Origin of the sequence: Blastococcus sp. DSM 46786 (assembly GCF_900109665.1) — a bacterium.
Classification (GTDB): domain Bacteria; phylum Actinomycetota; class Actinomycetes; order Mycobacteriales; family Geodermatophilaceae; genus Blastococcus; species Blastococcus carthaginiensis.
The window spans coordinates 61,411-81,465 of record NZ_FOAO01000004.1; the positions used below are offsets into that span (position 1 = coordinate 61,411).

General features: G+C 75.3%; 26 protein-coding genes. 12 read left to right on the forward strand and 14 right to left on the reverse strand.

All coding sequences use genetic code 11. The annotated features are described in order from the left end of the window. The first annotated feature begins 27 nt into the window (after positions 1 to 27). Both BMW62_RS04940 and BMW62_RS04945 read left to right on the forward strand, forming a co-directional pair. On the forward strand, positions 28 to 390 hold the full coding sequence (locus BMW62_RS04940; protein ID WP_091929738.1) for a DUF1330 domain-containing protein: 363 nt from the start codon (positions 28 to 30) through the stop codon (positions 388 to 390). Between the two features lie 4 nt (positions 391 to 394). Further along, positions 395 to 1,174, forward strand: coding sequence for an alpha/beta fold hydrolase (locus BMW62_RS04945; protein ID WP_091929739.1), 780 nt, complete (start codon positions 395 to 397; stop codon positions 1,172 to 1,174). A gap of 29 nt (positions 1,175 to 1,203) precedes the next feature. On the opposite strand, the gene BMW62_RS04950 is transcribed toward BMW62_RS04945, so the two are convergent. The 3 genes from BMW62_RS04950 to BMW62_RS04960 all read right to left on the reverse strand — a co-directional run bounded on the left by BMW62_RS04950 (position 1,204) and on the right by BMW62_RS04960 (position 3,867). Then, positions 1,204 to 2,847, reverse strand: a complete 1,644-nt coding sequence (locus tag BMW62_RS04950; RefSeq protein ID WP_091929740.1) for a thiamine pyrophosphate-binding protein — start codon at positions 2,845 to 2,847, stop codon at positions 1,204 to 1,206. Then, positions 2,844 to 3,620: a cyclase family protein gene (locus BMW62_RS04955; RefSeq protein WP_091929741.1), complete on the reverse strand. Its 777-nt coding sequence runs from the start codon at positions 3,618 to 3,620 to the stop codon at positions 2,844 to 2,846. The genes BMW62_RS04950 and BMW62_RS04955 overlap by 4 nt, the downstream gene beginning before the upstream one ends. A 64-nt stretch (positions 3,621 to 3,684) precedes the next feature. Continuing rightward, positions 3,685 to 3,867 (reverse strand): PspC domain-containing protein, encoded by a 183-nt coding sequence (locus BMW62_RS04960; RefSeq protein ID WP_091929742.1) that lies wholly within the window; start codon positions 3,865 to 3,867, stop codon positions 3,685 to 3,687. A 106-nt stretch (positions 3,868 to 3,973) separates the two neighbouring features. Between BMW62_RS04960 and BMW62_RS04965 the strand changes: the two genes are divergently transcribed. From BMW62_RS04965 to BMW62_RS04975, 3 genes are all read left to right on the forward strand, one after another. Next, a complete protein-coding gene (locus BMW62_RS04965; protein ID WP_091929743.1) occupies positions 3,974 to 4,168 on the forward strand; it encodes a hypothetical protein in 195 nt (64 codons plus the stop codon). Between the two features lie 236 nt (positions 4,169 to 4,404). After that, positions 4,405 to 4,608 (forward strand): cold-shock protein, encoded by a 204-nt coding sequence (locus tag BMW62_RS04970; protein ID WP_091929744.1) that lies wholly within the window; start codon positions 4,405 to 4,407, stop codon positions 4,606 to 4,608. A 35-nt stretch (positions 4,609 to 4,643) separates the two neighbouring features. After that, complete coding sequence (locus BMW62_RS04975; protein ID WP_091929745.1) at positions 4,644 to 4,946, forward strand: hypothetical protein; 303 nt, start codon at positions 4,644 to 4,646, stop codon at positions 4,944 to 4,946. 24 nt (positions 4,947 to 4,970) lie between these two features. Here the strand turns inward: BMW62_RS04975 and BMW62_RS04980 are convergent, their stop codons facing one another. The 6 genes from BMW62_RS04980 to BMW62_RS05010 form a co-directional block, all read right to left on the reverse strand. Next, positions 4,971 to 5,411 carry an NAD(P)H-dependent oxidoreductase gene (locus tag BMW62_RS04980; RefSeq protein ID WP_091929746.1) on the reverse strand — a complete coding sequence of 147 codons (441 nt, stop codon included), beginning with the start codon at positions 5,409 to 5,411 and terminating at the stop codon, positions 4,971 to 4,973. A gap of 156 nt (positions 5,412 to 5,567) precedes the next feature. After that, positions 5,568 to 6,134 (reverse strand): G/U mismatch-specific DNA glycosylase, encoded by a 567-nt coding sequence (gene mug, locus BMW62_RS04985; RefSeq protein ID WP_244523847.1) that lies wholly within the window; start codon positions 6,132 to 6,134, stop codon positions 5,568 to 5,570. Positions 6,135 to 6,256: 122 nt separating this feature from the next. Beyond that, positions 6,257 to 6,982, reverse strand: a complete 726-nt coding sequence (locus tag BMW62_RS04990) for a GAF and ANTAR domain-containing protein (protein WP_244523848.1) — start codon at positions 6,980 to 6,982, stop codon at positions 6,257 to 6,259. A gap of 553 nt (positions 6,983 to 7,535) precedes the next feature. Further along, positions 7,536 to 7,952, reverse strand: a complete 417-nt coding sequence (locus BMW62_RS05000) for a transposase (protein ID WP_348271449.1) — start codon at positions 7,950 to 7,952, stop codon at positions 7,536 to 7,538. Positions 7,953 to 8,045: 93 nt separating this feature from the next. Next, positions 8,046 to 8,702: a histidine phosphatase family protein gene (locus BMW62_RS05005; RefSeq protein ID WP_091929749.1), complete on the reverse strand. Its 657-nt coding sequence runs from the start codon at positions 8,700 to 8,702 to the stop codon at positions 8,046 to 8,048. Next, on the reverse strand, positions 8,693 to 9,763 hold the full coding sequence (locus tag BMW62_RS05010) for a phosphotransferase family protein (RefSeq protein ID WP_091929892.1): 1,071 nt from the start codon (positions 9,761 to 9,763) through the stop codon (positions 8,693 to 8,695). Before BMW62_RS05010 ends, BMW62_RS05005 begins: the two co-directional genes overlap by 10 nt. 278 nt (positions 9,764 to 10,041) lie before the next feature. Between BMW62_RS05010 and BMW62_RS05015 the strand changes: the two genes are divergently transcribed. After that, the gene (locus BMW62_RS05015) at positions 10,042 to 10,497 is read left to right on the forward strand and encodes an STAS domain-containing protein (RefSeq protein ID WP_091929750.1); all 456 of its coding nucleotides are present in this window, start codon (positions 10,042 to 10,044) and stop codon (positions 10,495 to 10,497) included. 13 nt (positions 10,498 to 10,510) lie between these two features. On the opposite strand, the gene BMW62_RS05020 is transcribed toward BMW62_RS05015, so the two are convergent. The 4 genes from BMW62_RS05020 to BMW62_RS05035 all read right to left on the reverse strand — a co-directional run bounded on the left by BMW62_RS05020 (position 10,511) and on the right by BMW62_RS05035 (position 13,480). Further along, positions 10,511 to 10,744: a hypothetical protein gene (locus BMW62_RS05020; RefSeq protein WP_091929751.1), complete on the reverse strand. Its 234-nt coding sequence runs from the start codon at positions 10,742 to 10,744 to the stop codon at positions 10,511 to 10,513. 38 nt (positions 10,745 to 10,782) lie between these two features. Continuing rightward, on the reverse strand, positions 10,783 to 12,081 hold the full coding sequence (locus BMW62_RS05025) for a S8 family serine peptidase (RefSeq protein ID WP_244523850.1): 1,299 nt from the start codon (positions 12,079 to 12,081) through the stop codon (positions 10,783 to 10,785). 272 nt (positions 12,082 to 12,353) lie between these two features. Beyond that, the gene (locus tag BMW62_RS05030) at positions 12,354 to 12,749 is read right to left on the reverse strand and encodes a VOC family protein (protein WP_244523860.1); all 396 of its coding nucleotides are present in this window, start codon (positions 12,747 to 12,749) and stop codon (positions 12,354 to 12,356) included. Between the two features lie 266 nt (positions 12,750 to 13,015). Beyond that, the gene (locus BMW62_RS05035) at positions 13,016 to 13,480 is read right to left on the reverse strand and encodes a winged helix-turn-helix transcriptional regulator (RefSeq protein ID WP_244523851.1); all 465 of its coding nucleotides are present in this window, start codon (positions 13,478 to 13,480) and stop codon (positions 13,016 to 13,018) included. A 153-nt stretch (positions 13,481 to 13,633) separates the two neighbouring features. Here BMW62_RS05035 and BMW62_RS22465 point away from each other — a divergent pair, with 153 nt between their 5' ends. Continuing rightward, on the forward strand, positions 13,634 to 13,777 hold the full coding sequence (locus tag BMW62_RS22465; RefSeq protein WP_170852212.1) for a hypothetical protein: 144 nt from the start codon (positions 13,634 to 13,636) through the stop codon (positions 13,775 to 13,777). Between the two features lie 58 nt (positions 13,778 to 13,835). Here BMW62_RS22465 and BMW62_RS05040 read toward each other — a convergent pair whose 3' ends face one another. After that, positions 13,836 to 14,324: a hypothetical protein gene (locus tag BMW62_RS05040; RefSeq protein ID WP_139206196.1), complete on the reverse strand. Its 489-nt coding sequence runs from the start codon at positions 14,322 to 14,324 to the stop codon at positions 13,836 to 13,838. A 654-nt stretch (positions 14,325 to 14,978) separates the two neighbouring features. On the opposite strand from BMW62_RS05040, the gene BMW62_RS05045 reads away from it, so the two are divergent. The 5 genes from BMW62_RS05045 to BMW62_RS05065 all read left to right on the forward strand — a co-directional run bounded on the left by BMW62_RS05045 (position 14,979) and on the right by BMW62_RS05065 (position 20,044). Beyond that, positions 14,979 to 15,854, forward strand: a complete 876-nt coding sequence (locus BMW62_RS05045) for a metallophosphoesterase (RefSeq protein WP_170852213.1) — start codon at positions 14,979 to 14,981, stop codon at positions 15,852 to 15,854. A 96-nt stretch (positions 15,855 to 15,950) separates the two neighbouring features. Then, positions 15,951 to 16,628: a response regulator transcription factor gene (locus tag BMW62_RS05050; protein WP_091929756.1), complete on the forward strand. Its 678-nt coding sequence runs from the start codon at positions 15,951 to 15,953 to the stop codon at positions 16,626 to 16,628. 68 nt (positions 16,629 to 16,696) lie between these two features. Then, on the forward strand, positions 16,697 to 18,088 hold the full coding sequence (locus tag BMW62_RS05055; protein ID WP_139206197.1) for a HAMP domain-containing sensor histidine kinase: 1,392 nt from the start codon (positions 16,697 to 16,699) through the stop codon (positions 18,086 to 18,088). Next, complete coding sequence (locus tag BMW62_RS05060; RefSeq protein ID WP_091929758.1) at positions 18,085 to 18,669, forward strand: GerMN domain-containing protein; 585 nt, start codon at positions 18,085 to 18,087, stop codon at positions 18,667 to 18,669. Before BMW62_RS05055 ends, BMW62_RS05060 begins: the two co-directional genes overlap by 4 nt. 4 nt (positions 18,670 to 18,673) lie before the next feature. Then, positions 18,674 to 20,044 (forward strand): DUF2254 domain-containing protein, encoded by a 1,371-nt coding sequence (locus BMW62_RS05065; RefSeq protein ID WP_091929759.1) that lies wholly within the window; start codon positions 18,674 to 18,676, stop codon positions 20,042 to 20,044. The last annotated feature ends 11 nt before the right edge of the window (positions 20,045 to 20,055 follow it).

Consider the following 20,055-nt stretch of genomic DNA (forward strand, 5'->3'; position numbering starts at 1 on the left):
TGTCGACGGGCTTGCTAGCTTGCCGGCATGGCGATCGATCCACGCGGTGCGGACCTGAAGCGCTATCTCCAGGAGGACCCCGGCGGCCCCGTCGTGATGCTCAACCTGCTGCGGTTCGCCGAGGGCGGGCGGGAGCTCTACGCGCAGTACGCCGACGCCCTGTCCACGACGTTCCTCCCCCGGTACGGCGGCGAGGTGCTCTACGCCGGGAGCGGCTCCACCCCGCTGGTGGCCGAGTCCGGGCAGGACTGGGACGCGGTGCTGCTGGTCCGCTACCCCTCCCGCGAGGCGTTCAGCCACATGGTCGCCGACCCCGAGTACCAGCAGGTGACGGGCCTGCGCACGCGAGCGCTGACCGAGGCGGTCCTCCAGGCGACCACGGCCTGGTAGCCCCGTGGGGCCACGGCGGCGGTGGCGCGGCCCGGCGGCCGCGCTGCTGGCCGCAACCGTCCTCACCGGCTGCGGCGGAGCACCCGACCCGGTGCCCGGCGAGATGTCGGGCACGGTCTCGCCCGGTGCCCAGCGGGTGAGCTGTGCAGGCACCGGACCGGCGGTCGTGCTGGTGCACGGCCTCGGCGACGACGCGTCCTCGGCGCAGTGGGTGGACGTGCACCGCGCGCTGGCCGACCGGGCGCGGGTCTGCCGCTACGACCGGCCGGGGACCGGCGACAGCCCGGTGCCCTCGACGGCGGGGCGCGGGGCGGACGCACTCGACGCCGAGCTGGACGCGGTGGTGCGGCACGCCGCCGTCGAGGGCGACGTCGTCCTGGTCGCGCACTCCTTCGGCGGCTACCCGGCCCGGGTCTACGCCGACCGGCACCCCGAGCGGGTGGCGGGCCTGGTCCTCGTCGACGCGCTGGACCCCTCGGTCGGCGTGGTCCGCGGCACAGGGGCCGGCTCCTTCGAGGACGTGCCCATGGCCGGCGAGCGCCTCGACCTCCGCGACGTGGAGCGCGCCGCGGCGGCGGTCGAGATCCTGCCCGGCGACCCGCCGGTGGTCGTGCTCAGCCGCGGGCGGGGCGCCTCGCCCGCCTGGTCCGCCGGCCAAGAGGCACTGGCCGCCCTCTCGCCGCGGTCGCGGTCGGTGGTCGTCGACGCCGGGCACCAGATCCCGTCGGAGGAGCCGGAGGCGGTCGTCGACGCCGTCGAGGCCCTGCTCGACGAGCTCGGCTGAAGCGGCCCGGCACCTCGCCGGTGTCGCGGTCAATGACCGCGGAACGCCTCCTCGAGCCACCAGGAGGGCTCCTCGCGGGTCACCTTGGCGTCGACCAGCAGCGGCGCCGACCGGGGGCCGGCCAGCCAGGCCGCGACGCCCTCGAGGTCGGCGGACGACCGGACGGTGACCGCGTCGTACCCGTGCCCGCGGGCGATGGCGGCGAAGTCGGTCTCGGGGAACCGGACGATGTCCAGCGGGTGGCCGTCGGGGCCGAAGTGGTGCACCTCGGCCCCGTAGCCGGCGTCGTCGTAGACCACCACGACCATCGGCAGGCCGAGCCGGACCACCGTCTCCAGCTCGGCGGCCCCCATGAGCGCCCCGCCGTCGCCGAGCGCGGCCACCGGGAGCCGGTCGGGGCGGGCGAGCGCCGCGCCGATCGCCGTCGCCAGCCCCAGCCCGACCGACTGGAACGCCTGGGTGAAGCAGAAGCCCTGCTCGTCGGGCACGTCGAGGAACATGCTCGGGTAGCCCATGAAGTTGCCGGAGTCGACGGCCACGACCCGCTCGGCGGGCAGCAGGTCGTCCAGCGCGGCGGTGAGGGCGCGCGGGTCGATCCGGCCGCCCTCCCCGTCGGTGCGCGGCTCGTCGCGCCAGCGCCCGCGGGCGGCGATCGCGTCCCGCACCTCCGCGGTGCGGTACCCGCCCGCGGCCGGGCCCCCCAGCAGCGCGGTGACCGCCTCGGCCGTGGCGTGCACATCGCCGACGACGCCGAACGCCACCGCGCGCTGCGCCCCGATGGCCGTCGCGTCGTCGTCGACCTGGACCACGACGGCGTCCTCGGCGATCAGCCGGCCGTGGCGCATCGTCCACATGTTGAGCTGGCAGCCCCAGCCCACGATCAGGTCCGCCTCCGAGATCAGCTCGGCGGCCAGCGGGGTCGCGAAGCCCCCGGAGACGTCGAGGTCCCAGTCGCTGCCGCGGAACAGCCCCTTGGCCACCGCCGAGGTGGCGAGCAGGGCGCCGCACCGCTCGGCGAGGGACCCCAGCGCGGTGCGGGCGCCCCGTGCGCCGCGACCGGCCACGAACACCGGCCGCCGGGCGGCGCGCAGCGCCTCGGCCAGCCGCGCCACCGCCGCCTCGTCGGGGCGGACCGGGGACGGCGCGGGCACCGCCGGGGGTGCGGCGCCCCCGGCCGGGAGGCCCTGGACGTCCAGCGGCAGGTTGAGCACGACGGTGCGCCGCTCCAGCCGCGCGGTGTCGACGGCGGCAGCGGCCACCGCCACCGCGTCGTCCGCGGAGGTCACCCGCAGGGACACCGCACCGACCGCCGCGGCCAGGGCGGGCTGGTCGACGAAGAAGTTCGACCGCGGGGAGGTGGCCTCGGCGGTCAGCACCACCAGCGGGGTGCGGCTCTTGGCCGCCTCGGTGATGCCGGTGAGCGCGTTGGTCAGCCCGCAGCCCTGGTGCAGGCTGAGCACCGCCGGGCGGCCGGTCATCCGCGCGTGGGCGTCGGCCATCGTGGCCGCCCCGCCCTCGTGGCGGGCGGCGACGTACCGGGCGCCGGCGGCGACCATCGCGTTGGTCGCCACGAAGTTGCCCGAGCCGACGACGCCGAACACCGCCTCGACCCCCCGTGCGACGAGGGTCTCCCCGACCGCCTGCGCGACGGTGCGCCCGGTCGCGCCGCTCATCCCCGCTCGACCAGCGCCAGCACGCGCGACGGCGAGCCCGAGCCGGAGACGATCGGCAGCGGGGCGGCGACCAGGAGGGCGCCGGTGGGCGGCAGCAGCGCGAGGTTCTGCAGCTGGGTGAGGCCGTACTTGCCGCTGCCCATCAGCGACGCGTGGCAGGGGAAGGGCGGGTCGAAGGAGTGCGCCGCGCCGGCGTCGGTGCCCACCGTCTCCACGCCCAGCCCCAGCACCGGCGACTCCTCGGCCAGCCAGCGCGCGCACTCCACCGACAGGCCAGGGGTGTGCGGTCCGGTGTCGTCGGCGTTGAGGAACTCCTGCTGGGAGGCCGAGCGGGCGTCCCAGCCGGTGCGGAAGAGCAGCCACCCGCCCTCGGGCAGCGGCCCGTGCTCGGCCTCCCACGCGCGCACGTGCTCGACCTCGAGCAGGAAGTCGGGGTCGGCCGCCGCCTGCTCCGAGAAGTCGAGGACGACGGCGGGGGCGATCAGCCGCCCCGCCGGCACGGAGGCCACGTCGTCGCCGTCGCGGCCGGTGACCCAGTGGTTGGGCGCATCGAAGTGCGTGCCGGTGTGCTCGCCGGTGCGGAAGTTGTTCCAGTACCAGGCCGGGCCGCGGTCGTCGTACCGGCTCAACTCCTCCAGCTCGAAGCGCGCCGTCTGGGCGAACTGCTCGGGGAGCTGGATGACCGGCGTCTCCGCCGACAGGGGCGCGGTGAGGTCGACGACCTCGATCCGCGCGCTGACCAGCGCCTCGGCGAGGCTGGAGAGGATCGACATCGCACTTCCTTCGTGGACCGGCGGACGGGCCGACAGCCAATCACAGGCCCACGGGCGACGGCGCTCAGCGCTCCTTGGGGATCATGATCCACAGCACGATGTAGGCGATCTCGCCGACGCCGAAGAGCCCGAAGAGCACGAATCCGATCCGCACCAGGCCCGTCGAGATGCCGAAGCGCTGCGCGAGGCCGGCGCACACGCCGGCGATCATCTTGCGTCCACGTGGTCTGACCAGCGGTGATGTCATCCCCGCCCGCTACCCGCGCGCCCCGGCGGAAACACCTCGGGCGGGCCTGCCCGACCGGGCACGCCCGCCCGCCTATCCCGCCGCGGGCGGGGTAGGGAGGCCGACCATGGATGCCGTGACTTTCGGGAAGGCCGGCCTCAAGGGCTGGCGCGCACGCGTGGCCGACGCCGTGGCCGGGCCGGTGGCCCAGCGCACCCCGGTCAGCGACGACCAGGTGCGGGCCGCGATCGGGGCGCTCTTCCTCGCCCTGTCGGTCATGTACGTGACGAAGGCGGTGAAGGACCTCGCGACCAGCCGCTGAGCCGGCGACCACCGGCCGGATCCCACCCCGCGGGGGGAAGTCACCGCACGAACCTTCCCCGCAAGGGGTGCACAGGTTGTACAGTGATCGTTGGTCGCTGTTGCGCCTCTGCTTTCGTTCTTGGACGTCCGCAGTCGTCTCTGCCTGACGTTCCTCTCGGTCCTGCCGGTCGGTGCGGCGGCCCCGCACCCGGTACGTACCTGTGCGGTCACCTCCCAGCACGGAAGAAGAACGACATGGCTCAGGGCACTGTGAAGTGGTTCAACGCGGAGAAGGGCTTCGGGTTCATCGCCCAGGACGGCGGCGGCGCCGACGTCTTCTGCCACTACTCCGCCATCAGCGGCGACGGCTACAAGTCCCTCGACGAGGGCCAGCAGGTCGAGTTCGACGTCACGCAGGGCCAGAAGGGCCCGCAGGCGGAGAACGTCCGCGCCCTCTGATCGACGCATGAGGGAGGGCCACGGCGCACTGCGCCGTGGCCCTTTCGCGTCCCGGTCCCGGCACACCCGCCGCACCGGCCCCGCACACCGAGGAGGACGCCATCGCCACGCACGCCGGACGCTGCGAGGAAGCCCCTCTCGGTTGCCCCTGCCGGGGCGACGAGAGGATCCACGAGGAGCGGGCCCGCGCCCTCGCCGAGGCGCGCGCCGGCTCCGGGGAGGCCGTCGAGTGCCCCGAGTGCGGCGGTCCGACGACCCCGCTGGCGATCGTCTCCTGGGGGAACTGCCGGGCCTGCCGCACCGCCCACTCCCGGTCCACCCACCCGCTGCGCTGGTGACCGGGCGGCGCGGGGCGCGGATCGTCAGAGACTGACCGCGACGGTCGCCGCGAGCTCCCGGCAGGCCTCCAGGTCCGCGGGACCGGGTGCGCCGGTCAGGCTCAGCGGCGCCGCCACCTGCTTCCAGCGCAGGGCGCCGGTGATCCGCTCGATGCTGCGCAGCGCGCCGGCCGTGTCGTCGTTGCCGTGCACGTACACCCCGAACGGCAGGCCGGCGGTCGCCTCGAGGCACGGGTAGTAGACGGTGTCGAAGAAGTGCTTGAGCGCCCCCGACATGTAGCCGATGTTGGCCGGGGTGCCCAGGAGGACCCCATCAGCGGCGAGCAGATCCGCGGCCCCGGCCGACAGCGCCGGGCGCAGCACCGGCTCCACGTCGTCGACGAGGGCGACGCCCTCGCGCACCGCCTCGAGCACGGCCTGCAAGGCCGGCGAAGGGGTGTGGTGGACCACGAGCAGACGGGGCATCCCGGCATTCTCTCCCCCGCCCGCACCCGGGTGCCACCAGCGGCCGGAGGTGTGGGAGCGGGTGCGTGCACCTGGTCCTCGAGTACGTGCAGGCCGACGACCACCTGGACCGTGGCACCGCCCTGCGGGCCGACCACCTGGCGCTGACCCGGCCGGTCAGCTCCGCACGCCGTCCCCTCCCGGGCGCAGCTGCCGGTAGATGCGGGCCAGGTCGGGCAGTTGCACGTGCGCGTTGAGCCCGCTCGGGTTCGGCACCACCCAGGTGACCGCGCCGCCCACCCGTTCGGGCTGGCGCCCGGCGACCGCCTTCGGCCGCGCGAACCCCTGCCGCCAGGCGGTGATGCCGAGGACCGCCAGCACCCGCGGCTGCACGCGGGCCACGAGCCGCTCCAGCGCCTCCGCGCCGGTCTGCATCTCCTCGAGGGACAGCTCCGCCGCCGTGCGCGTCGGCCGGTCCACGACGTTGGTGATCCCGAGCCCGTACCGCAGCAGCTCGAGGCCCTCCTCCGGGCGCAGCAGCCGCGGGGTGAACCCTGCGAGGTGGATCGCCGGCCAGAACCGGTTGCCCGGCCGGGCGAAGTGGTGCCCGACCTGGGCCGACAGCAGCGACGGGTTGATGCCGCAGAACAGCACGTCGAGCCCGGGCGCCACGATGTCGGGCAGCGGCTTGCCGGGCGCGGGCACCTCGGGCAGCGGCTCGTCGGGGACGGACTCGGCGGGCACCGCCCCATCCTGGGGCGCAGGGCAGGTCCGCCGCTCGGGGACCGTCGACGCCCGCGGAGGGAGACCGGCCGCCGGTCGACCGGGGACTGCGACGCCGGCCGGGCGGCGGCACCGACGGGAGGTCAGTCGCGGCGACGGTTCCCCGCCGGCACCGCGCCGGTGTCGGCGAGCTCGCGGGCAACGTCGAGCAGCTTCCGGTTCAGTTCCTGCGACACCTTGGCGAGCACGTCGAACGCCTGCTCCGCGGTGAGCTTGTGCCGTTCCATCAGGATGCCCTTGGCCTGCCCGATGAGGTCCCGGGTGCCCATGCCGACGCGCAGGTTCGATTCGTGCTCGGCGCCGGCCAGGGCCACGGCCGCGTGGCTGGCGAACATCTGCCCGATCTCCTGGGCCTCCTCGCCGAAGGCGCCGGCGGCACGCGCGTAGACGTTCAGCGCTCCGAGCCGGTCGCCCTCGACGAAGAGCCGGAAGCACATCATGCTGCCCGCGCCCAGCGCAGCGGCCTCCTGGGCGAACTCGGGCCACCGCCGCTCACCGGCCACGTCGTCGACCCGGACCGTCTCCTCCTCGAAGACCGCGTCCAGGCACGGCCCCTGCTGGACCCGGCTCTGCAGCCGGTCGACCTCGCGCGGCAGGTCGCTGGTCGCCGCACGTGCCTCCACCCGCCTGCGCCCGATGACGTAGCTGATGCCGCACTCGTCCGCACCGGGGACCGCCGCGACCGCAGCGGTGGTGATGGCCGCGAGGGTCGCCTCGACATCGCCGTGCTCCTCCTGGAGCCGCCGCGCGACCCGGCTCATCGTCTCGCCGAGGTGCGGCACGGCACCGGTGCTCTGGTGGTCCCCCACCCCCCGACCGTAGTGGACGAGGCGTCGCCTCCGGCCCCACCACGTCACCCGGGACGACGGGGTACCCGTCCCGGTGCGGTCAGCGGTAGGCCCCCCTTACGGTGAGGGTGAGATGACCAGCCATCGCATCGACCGCAAGCGCCCCTATCCGGGGCGTCCAGTGCTTACGCCACGCTGACGCGTGGCCGGCTGGTTCCTGTTTCACCGGGCAGCACCGGACCAGCCGGAGCGGCTGGTCCTGACACCCACCCTCCACAGGCATGCCGAGTGCTCTCGGCTGTCGGGCCGCCCGGGTGGCGGTCCCCGGCCCGGATCACACACGGGCAGAGCCCGAGCGTGTGCTCGCCCCAGGCGGCGAGGTTGGCGGCGGCGTTCACGTCCCGGTCGGCCACATGGCCGCACGAGTCGTTGCCGCAGCGGTAGGTGCGCTCAGCGAGGGTGAGCTTGGGTCTCACCGCACCGCACGCGGAGCATGTCTTGGAGGACGCGAACCAGCGGTCCGCAACGATCAGCTGCCCACCGTGGCGGATCGTCTTGTAGGTCAGTTGCCGGGCTAGTTCGGCCCAGCCCTGGTCGCCGATCGCGGCGGCCAGGTGCCGGTTGCGCAGCATGTTTGCCGTGGCGAGGCCTCGATGACCACGACCCCGTGCGCGTGGGCGAGTCGGGCGGTGAAGCCGTGCAGGGCGTCGGCGCGGACAGCGACGGCACGCGCATGCGCGCGGCCAAGCCGCTCGACGGCCTTGCGCCGGTTCGCCGATCCCTTCGCCGTCCGCGACACCGCCCGCTGCAGGTGCTTCACATGTCGCAGCCGGTCGCGCAGCGCCCGGGACGCGGGCAACTCAGCGACCAGTGCACCGTCGGCCGTGGCGACCACGGCGGCGGTCGTCACCCCGCGGTCCACGCCGGCCACCGGCCCGGCCGGTGCCACGTGCCGCTCACCGGGGATCCGCGCCTCGCGGGTGAAGTTCACAGTCGCGTACCAGTGCCCGTCAGAGTGCCGGGTGACGGTGAGGTGCTGCAGCGTCGCGTGTCCGCGGCACAGCAGCCGGCGCAGTAAGGGGGGTCAGCGGTAGGTGAGCAGGTGCCGCCGGTCGCCCGTGACGTGCGCGTGGTCGTTGAAGGCCAGCAGGGACAGCCCCGATGCGCCCGCCAGCACCGAGGTGACCCCGACGTTCACCGCGGCCCGGTTCAGCGCCACCACGCCGTCGGCCGGGGCGCCGAGCAGCCCGGCCATCAGCGCGGCGATCACCCCGCCGGAGCTGACGACGACGGCGTCGCGCCCCCGCGGGAGGCCGGCGGCCAGGTCCGCGACGGCCGCGGCCGCCCCCGACGAGAAGGCCGGCCAGCCGTCCGCGTCGCCGGCCGCGATCCAGGAGCGGAGCGCGCCGTCGAGCAGCCGCTGCACCTGGCGGGACCCGGAGTCCCCGACCGGCTCCCCGTCGTCGGCGGGGTAGCGCTTCAGCAGGTCGAGGTGGTCGTACTCGTCCAGCCGGGGATCGGCGGCCCCGACGGGACCGAAGCCGGCCGCCTCCACGAGCAGCGCCGCGGTGTCGCGCTGCCGGCGCAGGGTGCCCGAGACCACCAGCGGGTCCCTCAGCTCCCGGCGTCGCAGCTCCTCCCCGACGCAGCGCGACTGCTCGCGGCCGAGCTCGCTCAGGACGTCGTAGTCGTCGGCACCGAAGGAGGCCTGCCCGTGCCGGACGAGGCAGATCAGCGGCATCCGGCCAGCCGCTCTGCGCGCTGGAGCAGGACCGCGGCGGCGATGCCGAAGTGCGCGAACCGCGGATTGGTGGTGTGCCCGGAGCGGTAGCGCGCCCAGATCTGCTGGATGATCACCGCGAGCCGGAACAGCCCGAAGACCTCGTAGAAGGTCCAGTTCTCCCTGCGCAGCCCGGTGCGCTCGAGGTAGCGCGCCACGATCTCCTCGCGGGTGGGCATCCCGGCCAGCGTGCTCGGCTGGGTGGAGACCAGCCCGAACTCCTCGTCGTCGTCGTCGGCGGTGACCCAGTAGGCCAGCGACGCGCCGAGGTCCATGAGCGGGTCGCCGACCGTGGCCATCTCCCAGTCCAGGACACCGGTGATGCGCGGCGTGCCGGACAGGTCGAGGACGAGGTTGTCGAGCTTCCAGTCGCCGTGCAGCAGGCTCGCGCGCACGTCCCGGGGCTGGTGTGCGGCCAGCCACGCCATCAGCTCCTCGGCGGGCGGGATGTCGTCGGTGAGCGTGTCGCGGAAGCGGCGGGACCAGCCCTCCACCTGCCGGCGGACGTACCCGGGTCCCTTCCCGAGGTCGGCCAGCCCGGCGGCGTCGACGTCGATGGAGTGCAGGTCGGCGAGGGTGTCGTACGCCGTCTCGCCGAGCACCCGTGCCTGCTCCGGGGACAGCTGGACGCCCTCGGGCAGCGTCCGGCCGAGCACGGTGCCGACCAGCTGCTCCATGACGTAGAAGTCACTGCCGATGACCGAGTGGTCCTCGCAGAAACCGTGGATCTCCGCGACGACGTCCAGGTGCGGCCGCAGCCGCTGCTGCACCCGCACCTCCCGGCCCATGTCGTGCGCCGAGGCCGCCTTGTGCCCGTGCGGTGGCCGGCGGAGCACCAGCTGCGGGTCGCCGTAGTCCAGCAGGTAGGTGAGGTTGCTGGCCCCGCCGGAGAACTGCCGCACCGCAGGCACGGGCCGTCCCTCCAGCGCAGGGACGCGCGGCACCAGCCACGCGTGCACGGCCTCGACGTCGAAGGCGTCCTCGGGGCGGACCTCACGGAGCCGGCTGGCGTTCTCGCTCATCGCACCCATCCCACCACGAGCCGCCGCGACGACGTGCGGAACCGGTGGGCCGCGTCGCGGGCGGCCGCCGGGCCCGCAGGCCGGGACCGACGGGGTGGAACACGTGCGCACCTCCCTACGCCCCGTCACGGTGGGTCGGCGTCGCGCGTCGCTGGGTCCCACCGCCCGGCTCCCCCGGCTAACCTCGCGGCGGGGTCGAAGCTCCGGCCCGACGCACGCGGCGACGCGTGCCGTGCACCCGGAGCCGTCTCCGGGGCACCTGCCAGAGGGGGCCTGCCATGTCACCGCACCCGGACCGGCCCGGCGTCCCGCTCGAGGTCCCGCCGGTCCCCTTCCGCATGGACGTCGACCTCGTGGACGCGACGGTGGCCGTCGCCGGGGAGCTGGACCGCGAGCACGCCCACCTGCTGCTCGACGGGCTCGCGGCGCTGGTCGCCGGCGCGCACCGCCGCTGGTCCGTCGACGCCGCCGAGGTCGTCTTCTGCGACGCGGCGGGGCTGCGCGTCCTGGTCACCGCGCACCACCTCGCGCGCAGGCACGGGAGCGCGCTGGTGCTGGAGCGGCCGAGCCCCTGCCTGCACCGGTTGATCCTGCTGGTGGGGCTGCAGCAGATGCTGGACGTCCGTCCGGCGGGGCCCGCGCCGAACCCGGCGGCCGACGGACGCCGCCCGCTCCCCCACAGCGGTCCGCTCCGGGTGGGGCACCCCGTCCGTGCCGTCCCGACGGACGTGTGACACGGGACGGCCGCTACTGGACGGGCGCTCCCGGCGGGGGCAGGCGGTGCACCCGCTGCTCGTCGACCGACGCCACGCCGGCCACGGCGCTCAGCGTGCCGAGCGTGCCCGGCGGCACCGAGCCGGTGATGATCCCGAGCCCGTCGAGGACCTGGTCGACCTGCATCCCTCGCGCCCGCAGGCCCTGCACGACGCCGTCGAGGGCGCTCAGATGCCGCTCGTCCACGGTCACGCTGACCTGGGTCATGCCCCGACGCTACAAGGAACCCGCGGGGCCGGGAACGCTCACCGCGGCGCGAGCACCAGGCCGCTGCCGGAATCGACCGAGGGCTGCGGGAGCCGTTCGCCCTCCTGGACCAGCGTGGCCCACAGCTCCAGCCCCCGCCGGCCCGTCGCCTCCGCCCAGAGGGCGGCGACCCCGGCGACGTGCGGGGTCGCCATGCTGGTGCCGCTGATGGTGTTGTAGCGGGCGGGCATCGGCCACGCCGAGCACACCTCGGAGCCGGGGGCGGCGACGTCGACCTGCCCGCCGCGGCCGGGGAGGCTGCGGGCGGAGAACCAGGCGGGCACCAGGGCCTGGTCGAGCGCCCCGACCGCCAGGATCTCCGGGCTGTTGGCCGGGGCACCGACGAACCCCCACGAGCCCGCCCGGCGATCGGCGTTGTTGCCGGCCGCGGCCACGACGAGCGATCCCTGCGCGAGCGCCCGCCGGCCGGCCGCCGAGTACGGCGGGTGGGCCTGGGCGACGTCGGCGCCCAGCGACATGGAGATCACCGGGCACCGGTTCGTCACCGCCCAGTTCATCCCGGCGAGGATGCCCGCGTCGGTGCCGCTGCCGTCGTCGCCGAGCACCTTCCCGGCGAAGATCTCCGCCTCGTGGGCGACGCCGTACCGCGGCCCCGCCGGTGGGGTCCGCGGTCCGCAGGCGGTGCCGATGCAGTGCGTGCCGTGGCCGTGCCCGTCCTGCGGTCCCTCGCCGGCCACGAACGACCGCGCCGTCACCGCGCGCCCGGCGAAGTCGGGGTGGTCGAGGTCGAACCCGGTGTCGAGCACGGCCACGCGGATCCCGCGGCCGGACAGCGCGGAGCCGTCGGCGCCGACGGCCTGCACACCCCAGGTCGCCTGGCGCGTGTCCTCGAACCGCGCCGCCGGTCCGGCGGGCTCCTCAGCCGGGGCGGCCAGGAGGCGGCCGGTGAGGTCGGCGACGCCGTCGCGGTAGCCGCGGGCGTAGCTCGCCGTGCCCTGCTCGAGCACGTGGTGCACCAGTTCTGGCGAGACCGAGAGGACCGGCCGCCCGGTGGCCCCCGCCGCCAGCACGCCCACCTGGGCCGGGTCCGCCGCCACGACGGCGATCCCGAGCGCGGCGAACACGACCGCGGGGGACTCCCGGAGGACCTCCGGGGGGACGACCCCGTCGGCGAAGTCGCGCGAGTCCGCCACGTCGCGCACGCCGGCCCGTCCCCAGTCCACCGGACCGTCGCCGTCGGCGAGGACGAGCACCTGCCGGCCGGTGGTGCGGGTCAGCGGGCCGACCGCCCCGTGCCGCACGCTCCCCGGCTCCTCCGGTACCTGCGGATCGATCACTGCTCCCCCTACGCGCCGCGGCGGCGCCTCCACCGCCCGACCGCCGCGAGCGGCCGGTGACGACAGGGTTCCGGAGAGTGGGCGCCGCCGCCAGCCGACGACCGCCACCTACCGATGGGCCTCGGGCGACCGGTAGGCCTCCGGCGACCTCGACAGCGGGGTGCGCCGGTCCCGCCGTCCGGGGTCGGAGGCGTGTGCGGTGCCGCGGGGTTCTGAGCGCGCAGAACTCGGCACGGGCGCACACACGGCCGTCGGGCGGGCCTGGCCGGGGCTCAGCCGGCGATCACCGCCGGGTCCATCCACATGACCTCCCAGACGTTGCCGTCCGGGTCGGCGAAGCTCGCCCCGTACATGGCGCCGTGGTCCTGGGCGGGGAGCCAGGGCTTGCCGCCGGCCGCGATCGCGGTGGACACGAGCCGGTCGACCTCCTCGCGGCTGTCCGCCGACAGGCAGGTGAGCACCGAGGTGGCCTGCGCGGGGTCGCCCACCTCGCCCGCGACGAAGTCGGCGAACCGGTCGCGGATCAGCAGCATGACCGCGATGTTCTCCTCGATCTGGTACGAGACGGTCCGGTCGTCGGAGAACTGGTCGTTGCGCCGGAAGCCCAGCGCTCCGTAGAAGGCGTCGGCGCGGTCGCGGTCGGCCACCGGCAGGTTCACGAAGATCATGCGCACGGGGAGCTCCTCGGTTCGTGGTGTCCCGGCGCCGTCCGCCGGGCTCGCGGGTAGGACGACGGGACCGGCGGGAACTCATCGGTGCGCGGCACCCCGGTGCGGCAACGCGTGGGCGGTCCTGCGGGACATCACCATCGGAGTCGAGGCTCTGACGCGCCGGCCAGCGTGCGCTCCCACCGTCTGGCTCGGCCCGGCGTCCCTGCCCACCTGCCGCGGCACCGGGAGCCGTACCCGCCCGGGCGCGGCACGGGAACCGGGGGTCAGGCCGGGGCCGCTCCCGCTCCCGCGGCCCGGGCGCGGACCTCGCGCGGCCCGCCGATCTCGTGGCCGTCGTCGCACACCAGCGCGACCCGCACCGCGGCCCCGCAGTCACGGTGCTCGAGCGCGAGCGGCGGCGGACCGTCGGTCAGGTAGCGGTCCCCCCACGCCATGAGGGCGACGAGCGTCGGGTAGAGGTCGCGCCCCTTGTCGGTGAGCCGGTACTCGTGGCGCTGCCGCTCGCCCTCGGCGCGGTAGGGCTCCCGGCTGAGCACCCCCTCGCGGACCAGCGTGGCCAGCCGGTCGGTGAGCACCGCCTTCGGTGCGCCGAGCGCCTGCTGGAGGTCGGCGAACCGCCGGACGCCCAGGAAGGCCTCCCGCAGGACGAGCAGGCTCCACTTCTCCCCCACCACGGCGAGCGTGCCGGCGACGGAGCAGCGGGACCGGTCGAACGTGGCGTCGCTCACGGGTGTGAGGATAACCATGCTGGGTTCGCTTGCCGAACCGCGCGCGGAGGAGCAGAGTTCGTGGTGCGAACCCAGGAGGCGGACGGTCTCCGGCCGGCCCGCCCGGCCCCCTGCAGCGCTCGCACCACCACCGCTGCTCCGGAAGGACACGCCATGACCCGCCTCCGCACCGTCCTCGCCCGCCGGCACGCCGTCCGCACGCACCTGCGCGAGGAGCGCGCGTTCGCCCGGGCGCTGGCCACCGCGCCGACGCTCGAGTCCGCGCACGAGATCGCCGCGCTGGGCGCCCGCCGCTGACCGCCGCGCCGGCGTCCCGCCCCGGCGGGGCGCCGGCCGACCGCGTCCGGCCACCTGGTCAGGCGCGCGGCTCCACGGTCGTCGCGGCGAGGAAGTGGTCGCCCTCCCACTCCTCGTACGCCTCGTCCGGCAGGTCCGTGCCGAGCTCCTGCTCCAGCGCGGTCAGCTCGAACTCCTCGGTGGGCTCCGCGCCGAGGGCGACGACCTGACCGGGCTGGAGATCGGGCATCTCCTCGTCGGTGATGACGAGGATCGGCTCGACGTCGTCGCCGGTGAGCGTGAAGGCGATCGGCGAGATGATCGAGCCCACCTCCCCGACCAGGGTGACCTCCAGCCCGGTGTACCCGTCGAGGTCCTCGCGGAAGGCCGCCGTGTACTCCCCGTCGTACGGGTCCTCCAGGTCGTCGGAGGGCCGGACGTCGACGTCGGTCGCGGTGGTGTCGTCCACGTCGTCCTCCCCGCAACCGCCGAGGACCGCACCGGAGAGCAGGGCGGTCAGCAGGACGGCGGGCATCCGGTCGCGGAGGGCCCGTCCAGATCGCGTCACCGGGCTCACCCCTCCCGCGGAGCGGGAGCGGGCGCCACGGGGCGGGGCCGGGTGGTCGTCATGTCGGTGTCCTCTCGGTTGCTCGGCGCTGCGCGGGGGTGGTCGGCCGATCGGGTGGGTGCTGCCCAGCGGCGCCCCGCACATCTCCACGCCGGCGCGTTCGTCACCGCATCGCAATGACGACGTCGCCCGGACCCGCTCCCCCGTCACAGGACCGCCACCGCGGCACGGGCGGGCGTGCCGCGGACGTGCTGCCCGGCCGTGACGTGTTGCCGGGGTCTTGCGGATCGATGTCGAAGCCCGGACGACCGCGCATCACGCCGCACCCGGCGGGCAGCACCTGACCGTGGCCGGCGGCAGCCGGCACGCGACCGGCGGTAGCCGGCGCGCCCGCCGGCCGCGCGGGGCGGCCCGAGCGCTGGCCCCGACCCGATCCCGGCGGCGCGCGGTGCCCACCTCCCGCGCGCCGTCGGCCGGTGCGACCGGCGCCGCCCCGTTCCGCCGCCGGTGTGACGAGGCCGTGGCGAAATGCGGTCGGGCCGCATGCCAGCGGAACCGCGGGTAAAGCCGGGTGCCACAGTCGCGGCGGGCAGGTGGCTGCGCAGCCTCCCGCCCGCCCGGCCCCACGCCCGCCGTCCGGAGGACGCTCCCGTCATGACCTGGCTCTTGCGCACCGCCGCCGCCCTGGGCGTGCTGCTCGTGCTCCTGCTCCTCTACGGGGTCCTCGTCGAGCCGCGGCTGCTGCTCGACGAGGAGCGGGCGCAGGTGTCACTCCCCCAGCTGACCGAGGACGCCGACGGCACGCTGGTCGGGATGATCTCCGACCCGCAGATCGGCATGTGGTGGGCCAACGAGGGCATGGTGGCGCGGGCCGTGGAGGAGCTGGTCGAGGCCGAGCCGGACCTCGCCCTCCTCGGCGGTGACTACGTGTACAGCGAGGCCCCGGGCATCCCCGAGCAGGTGGAGACCGTCATGGAGCTGCTGCAGCCGCTGGTCGACTCCGGCATCCCGACCTACGCCGTGCTCGGCAACCACGATTACGCAGTGGGAGCGGTGGAGGAACTGGTCGCCGCCTTCGAGGAGGCCGGCATCACCGTGCTCCGCAACGAGGCGGCCGCCGTCCCCGGCACCGGCGAGGGCGCCGAGGCGCTGCACGTCGTGGGCCTCGGGGCGGCGTGGCCCGGTGAGGTGGACGTGGACGCCGCCCTCGCCGAGGTGCCCGACGGCGCCCCGCGCGTCGTGCTGATGCACAACCCCACGGTCTTCCCCGAGCTCCCCGCCGGCACGGCACCGCTCGCCCTCGCCGGGCACACCCACTGCGGTCAGGTGGCGCTGCCGGGGACCCCGCGGTGGTCCTACCTGGGCCTCACCGACGAGGAGGAGGTCGTCGCCGACGGGTGGGCGCCCGAGGAGTACGGCGCCGACGGGAACCGCATGTTCGTCTCCTGCGGGCTGGGCTTCAGCACGGTGCCGGTGCGGATCAACGCCGTCCCGCAGCTCGTCCTGTTCGAACTGCGCGCCGACGGATGACCCCGGCGGCGTCCCGCGCCCGTCACGTCCCGGGCGGCGGCCACCCCGACGGGGGGCAGGTGACTAGTTCCGCCCGCGCTGGGCAGACTGACCGGCATGTCCCGGTCTGTGCTGATCATCGAGGACGACCCGCGGATCCGGCGCATGCTGCAGCTGACGTTGCAGCGGGAGGGCCTGGAGGTCACCGAGGCGGCCACCGGCGAGGACGGCCTGGCGCGGCTCGGCGAGACGTCCTTCGACGTCATCCTGCTGGACCTGATGCTGCCCGGGAAGGACGGCTTCGAGGTGTGCCGGGAGATCCGCCGCGCCTCGAACGTCCCCGTCATCATGCTCACGGCCCGGTCGGACAGCCACGACGTGGTGGCCGGCCTCGAGGCCGGGGCCGACGACTACGTGTCCAAGCCGTTCGTCGTCAAGGAGCTCTCCGCCCGGATCCGGGCGCTGGCCCGCCGCAGCCGCGCGCCCGAGCCACGCGTGCACCTCACCGTCGGCGACCTGGAGATCTCCCCGACCGAGGGCACCATCACGCGCGACGGCGCGATGCTGAACCTGACCCGCACGGAGTTCCGGCTGCTGTGCGAGCTCGCGGTCGACCCCGGCCGGGTGCTCAGCCGGGAGGAGCTGCTCGAGCGCGTCTGGGGCTACGACTACTTCGGCGACTCCCGGCTCGTCGACGTCCACATCCGCCGGCTGCGGAAGAAGATCGAGCCCGACCCGTCGAACCCGGCGCTGGTGATGACCGTCCGGGGCATGGGCTACCGGGTTCCTGGGTGACGGCGCCGGTCGACGGGGCCGCGTCCCCCGGCGCGGGTGCCGCATCCCCCGGCTCGGGTGCCGCACCGGTGCGCCGCGCTCCCTTCCGGCTCGCCACCCTGCGCGCACGGGCGACCGCCGCCTTCACCGCGGTCACGCTCGTCGTCTCCTCGGTGGTGGCGGTGGCGGTGTGGGTGGCGGTCTCGCAGTTCCTCCTCCTCCAGCGCGAGCGGGTCACCCTGGTGCAGACCTCCGACAACGCCGCCCAGGTGCAGCGCTCGCTGGTCACCGAGGGGCTGGACGTCGCGCAGGTGCTCGCGCAGCTCCCGCGAGAGACGGGCTCCACCTCGCTGCTCGTGGACGGCGGCGCCTGGACCACCACGTCGCTGCTGGTCGGCCGCGACGACCTGCCCGAGGAGCTGCGCGAGCTCGCCGTCGCGGGCACGCCGGTCCGGCAGCGCATCGAGCTCGACGGCGAGACGGTGATGGCCGTCGCGGTGCCGCTGGCCGAGCTGGGCTCTGCCTACATCGAGGTCTTCCCGCTGGGCGAGCTGGACCGGACCTACCGGGTGCTGGCCACGGTGCTCGCGGTCTCGGTCCTCGGCTCCGTACCGCTGGCCCTCGTCGCCGGGTGGTGGATCACCGGCCCCGCGCTGCGTCCGCTCGACCGGATCTCGGCGGCGGCGGCGGCCGTCGCCGCCGGCGCGCTCGACACCCGCATCGATCCGCGCGGCGACCCGTCGCTGGCTCCCATCGCCGCGTCGTTCAACCACACCGCCGAGGCGCTCGAGCAGCGGGTGCGCAGCGACGCCCGGTTCGCCGCCGACGTCAGCCACGAGCTGCGCAGCCCGCTGACGACGATGCTGGGGGCGCTGGACCTGGTCGAGGCCACCGCCGACCCGGGCGACGCGGAGCAGGCCGAGGCGCTGGCGCTCCTCCGCTCCGAGGTGGAGCGGTTCGAACGCCTGGTCGCCGACCTGCTGGAGATCTCCCGGGCCGACGCCGGGAGCACCGACATCGCCCTGGAGCCCGTGCAGCTGTCCGCGCTCACCCGCGAGGTGGTGGGGCGGCACCGGCTGGACCGCGCGACCGCGTCCCTGCTCACCGTGCACCCCGACGCCGCAGAGGTGCTGGTCTGCGCGGACAAGCGCCGCCTGGAGCGGGTGCTCGGCAACCTGATGGACAACGCCGACAAGCACGGCGGCGGGGTCACCGGGATCGCGGTCAGGCGCGCCGGCGACCTCGCGCTGGTGACCGTGGACGACGGCGGCCCGGGCGTGGCCGAGGCCGACCGTGACCGGATCTTCGAGCGGTTCGCGCGGGGGACGGGCAGCGTCCGCACCCGCACCGAGGGAGCCGGGCTCGGGCTCGCCCTCGTCAGCCGCCACGTCCGCATGATGGGAGGCGCGGTGCACGTCGAGGACGGTCCCGACGGCGGCGCCCGGTTCGTCGTGGCCCTGCCCGTGGAGGCCGGGCCGTGAGGGCGCTCGCCGTCGTGCTGTGCGTGCTCGCGGTGCTCACCGGGTGCGGCGTCGAGCCGCAGCCGCAGCCCGAGCGCATCGCCGTTCCCACCGCACCCCCCGGCACCTCGACGCCGCGGTCCGACGACGCCGGGCCGGAGGTCGTCGTCTTCTTCGTCCGCGGGGCCGAGCTGGCACCGGCCTCCCGGGCGACGTCGGCCGCCACCCCGGAGAGCGCCGTCGCCCTGCTGGCGGCGGGGCCCACGCGCGACGAGGTCATCGGCGGCCTGCGCACCGCCGTGGCGCCGCAGTCCATCGTCGCGGACGAGGGCCTGCCCGGCGGTATCACGGCGGTGAGCGTCACCCGGGAGTTCGCCGGGATCACCGGCGGCAACCAGCTGCTCGCCGTCGCGCAGGTGGTCTGGACGCTGACCGAGCTGCCCGGCACCGCCCGGGTGCGCTTCCTCATCGAAGGTGCGCCGCTCGAGGTGCCCACCGACGACGGGCTCTCCGACGAGCCGGTGGGCCGTGACGAGTTCCTGTCGGTGGCCCCGCCCGGCGCCCCCCGGACCCCGGGCTCCGGCCCGACGAGCGAGGACTGAGCCCGTGAACGAGATCAACCCGGTCCGCCGGCTGTGGCGGCTGATGCGCAGCGCGCTGTGGCCGATCCCGCTGCTGACGCTCACGCTCGCCGTCGCGCTGGGCATCGGCATGCCCGTCGTGGACGGGTATCTCGGCACCAGTGGGCCGGCGTCGCCGCTGAACTTCGTGTTCGGTGGCGGCCCCGCCGCGGCGCGCGACCTGCTGGCGGCGATCGCGGGCTCGCTGATCTCGGTGACCGGTGTGGTCTTCTCGCTCACCGTCGTGGCGCTGCAGCTGGGCAGCAGCCAGTACTCCCCCCGCCTGCTGCAGACCTTCGCCACCGACCGCGTGGTCCAGCTCAGCCTGGCCCAGCTGACCGGCACCTTCGTCTACGCCCTCACCGTGCTCCGGACGGTGCGCACGGCGGAGGCCGCGGCGGGTGACGACTCGTACGTGCCCCGGCTGTCGATCACCCTGGCGTTCGTCTTCGCGCTGGGCAGCGTGACGGCGCTGGTGGTGTTCCTCGGCCACCTGGCCCGCTCGCTGCGGGTGGAGACGATGCTGCGCGACGTCCACGCCGAGGCGACGCGGGCGGTGACGGACGAGGAGGACCCCGGGCACGCGGGGGCGCTGCCCCCGGGCCAGGGCACCCCGGTCGAGGCCACCCGCAGCGGCTTCGTCGTGCACATCGACGTCGAGCACCTGGTGCGGACGGCCCGCGACGCCGGGGTGGTCCTCGCCCTCTCCCCCCGCATGGGCGACGCCGTGGTCGCCGGCACGCCGCTGGCCGAGGTCTGGCGGCGCGACGGCGGGGCCGACGGCGATCCCGGGTCGCTGCGCGACGCGGTGAACGACGGCGTGAGGCTGTCCTACGAGCGCAGCCCCGAGCAGGACGCGGCCTACAGCTTGCGCAAGATCGTCGACATCGCCGGCCGGGCGCTCTCCCCGGGGATCAACGACCCGACGACCGCCGTGCACGCCCTCTCGCACGTCTCCGCCCTGCTCGGCGACCTCCTCCCCCGCCGCAGCACCGTGCGGGCCTGGCGGGACGACGACGGCACCGTGCGGCTGCTCGTGCCGCGGTGGACCGCCGACGAGCTGCTCACCGTGGGCCTGGAGGAGCCGCTGCAGTACGCCTCGGGGCAGCCCGCGGTCCTGCGCCGGATCGCCGGGCTGCTGCAGGAGCTGGCGTGGCGGGTGCGCGGTGCGGACCTCGACCACGCCCTGCGGGCACTGCTCGACCGCACCGTCGAGCAGGCGCTGGAGAGCACCGCGATCGACAACCGCGAGACGAACGCCTGGCGGTCGGCGTTCGAGGCCGCCCTGGCCGGCCGCTGGTCGTCCGCCCGGCAGCTCAGCTCCGGAGCGCAGCCGTCGGATGCGCCGGCCGGCTGATCGCCGGATCG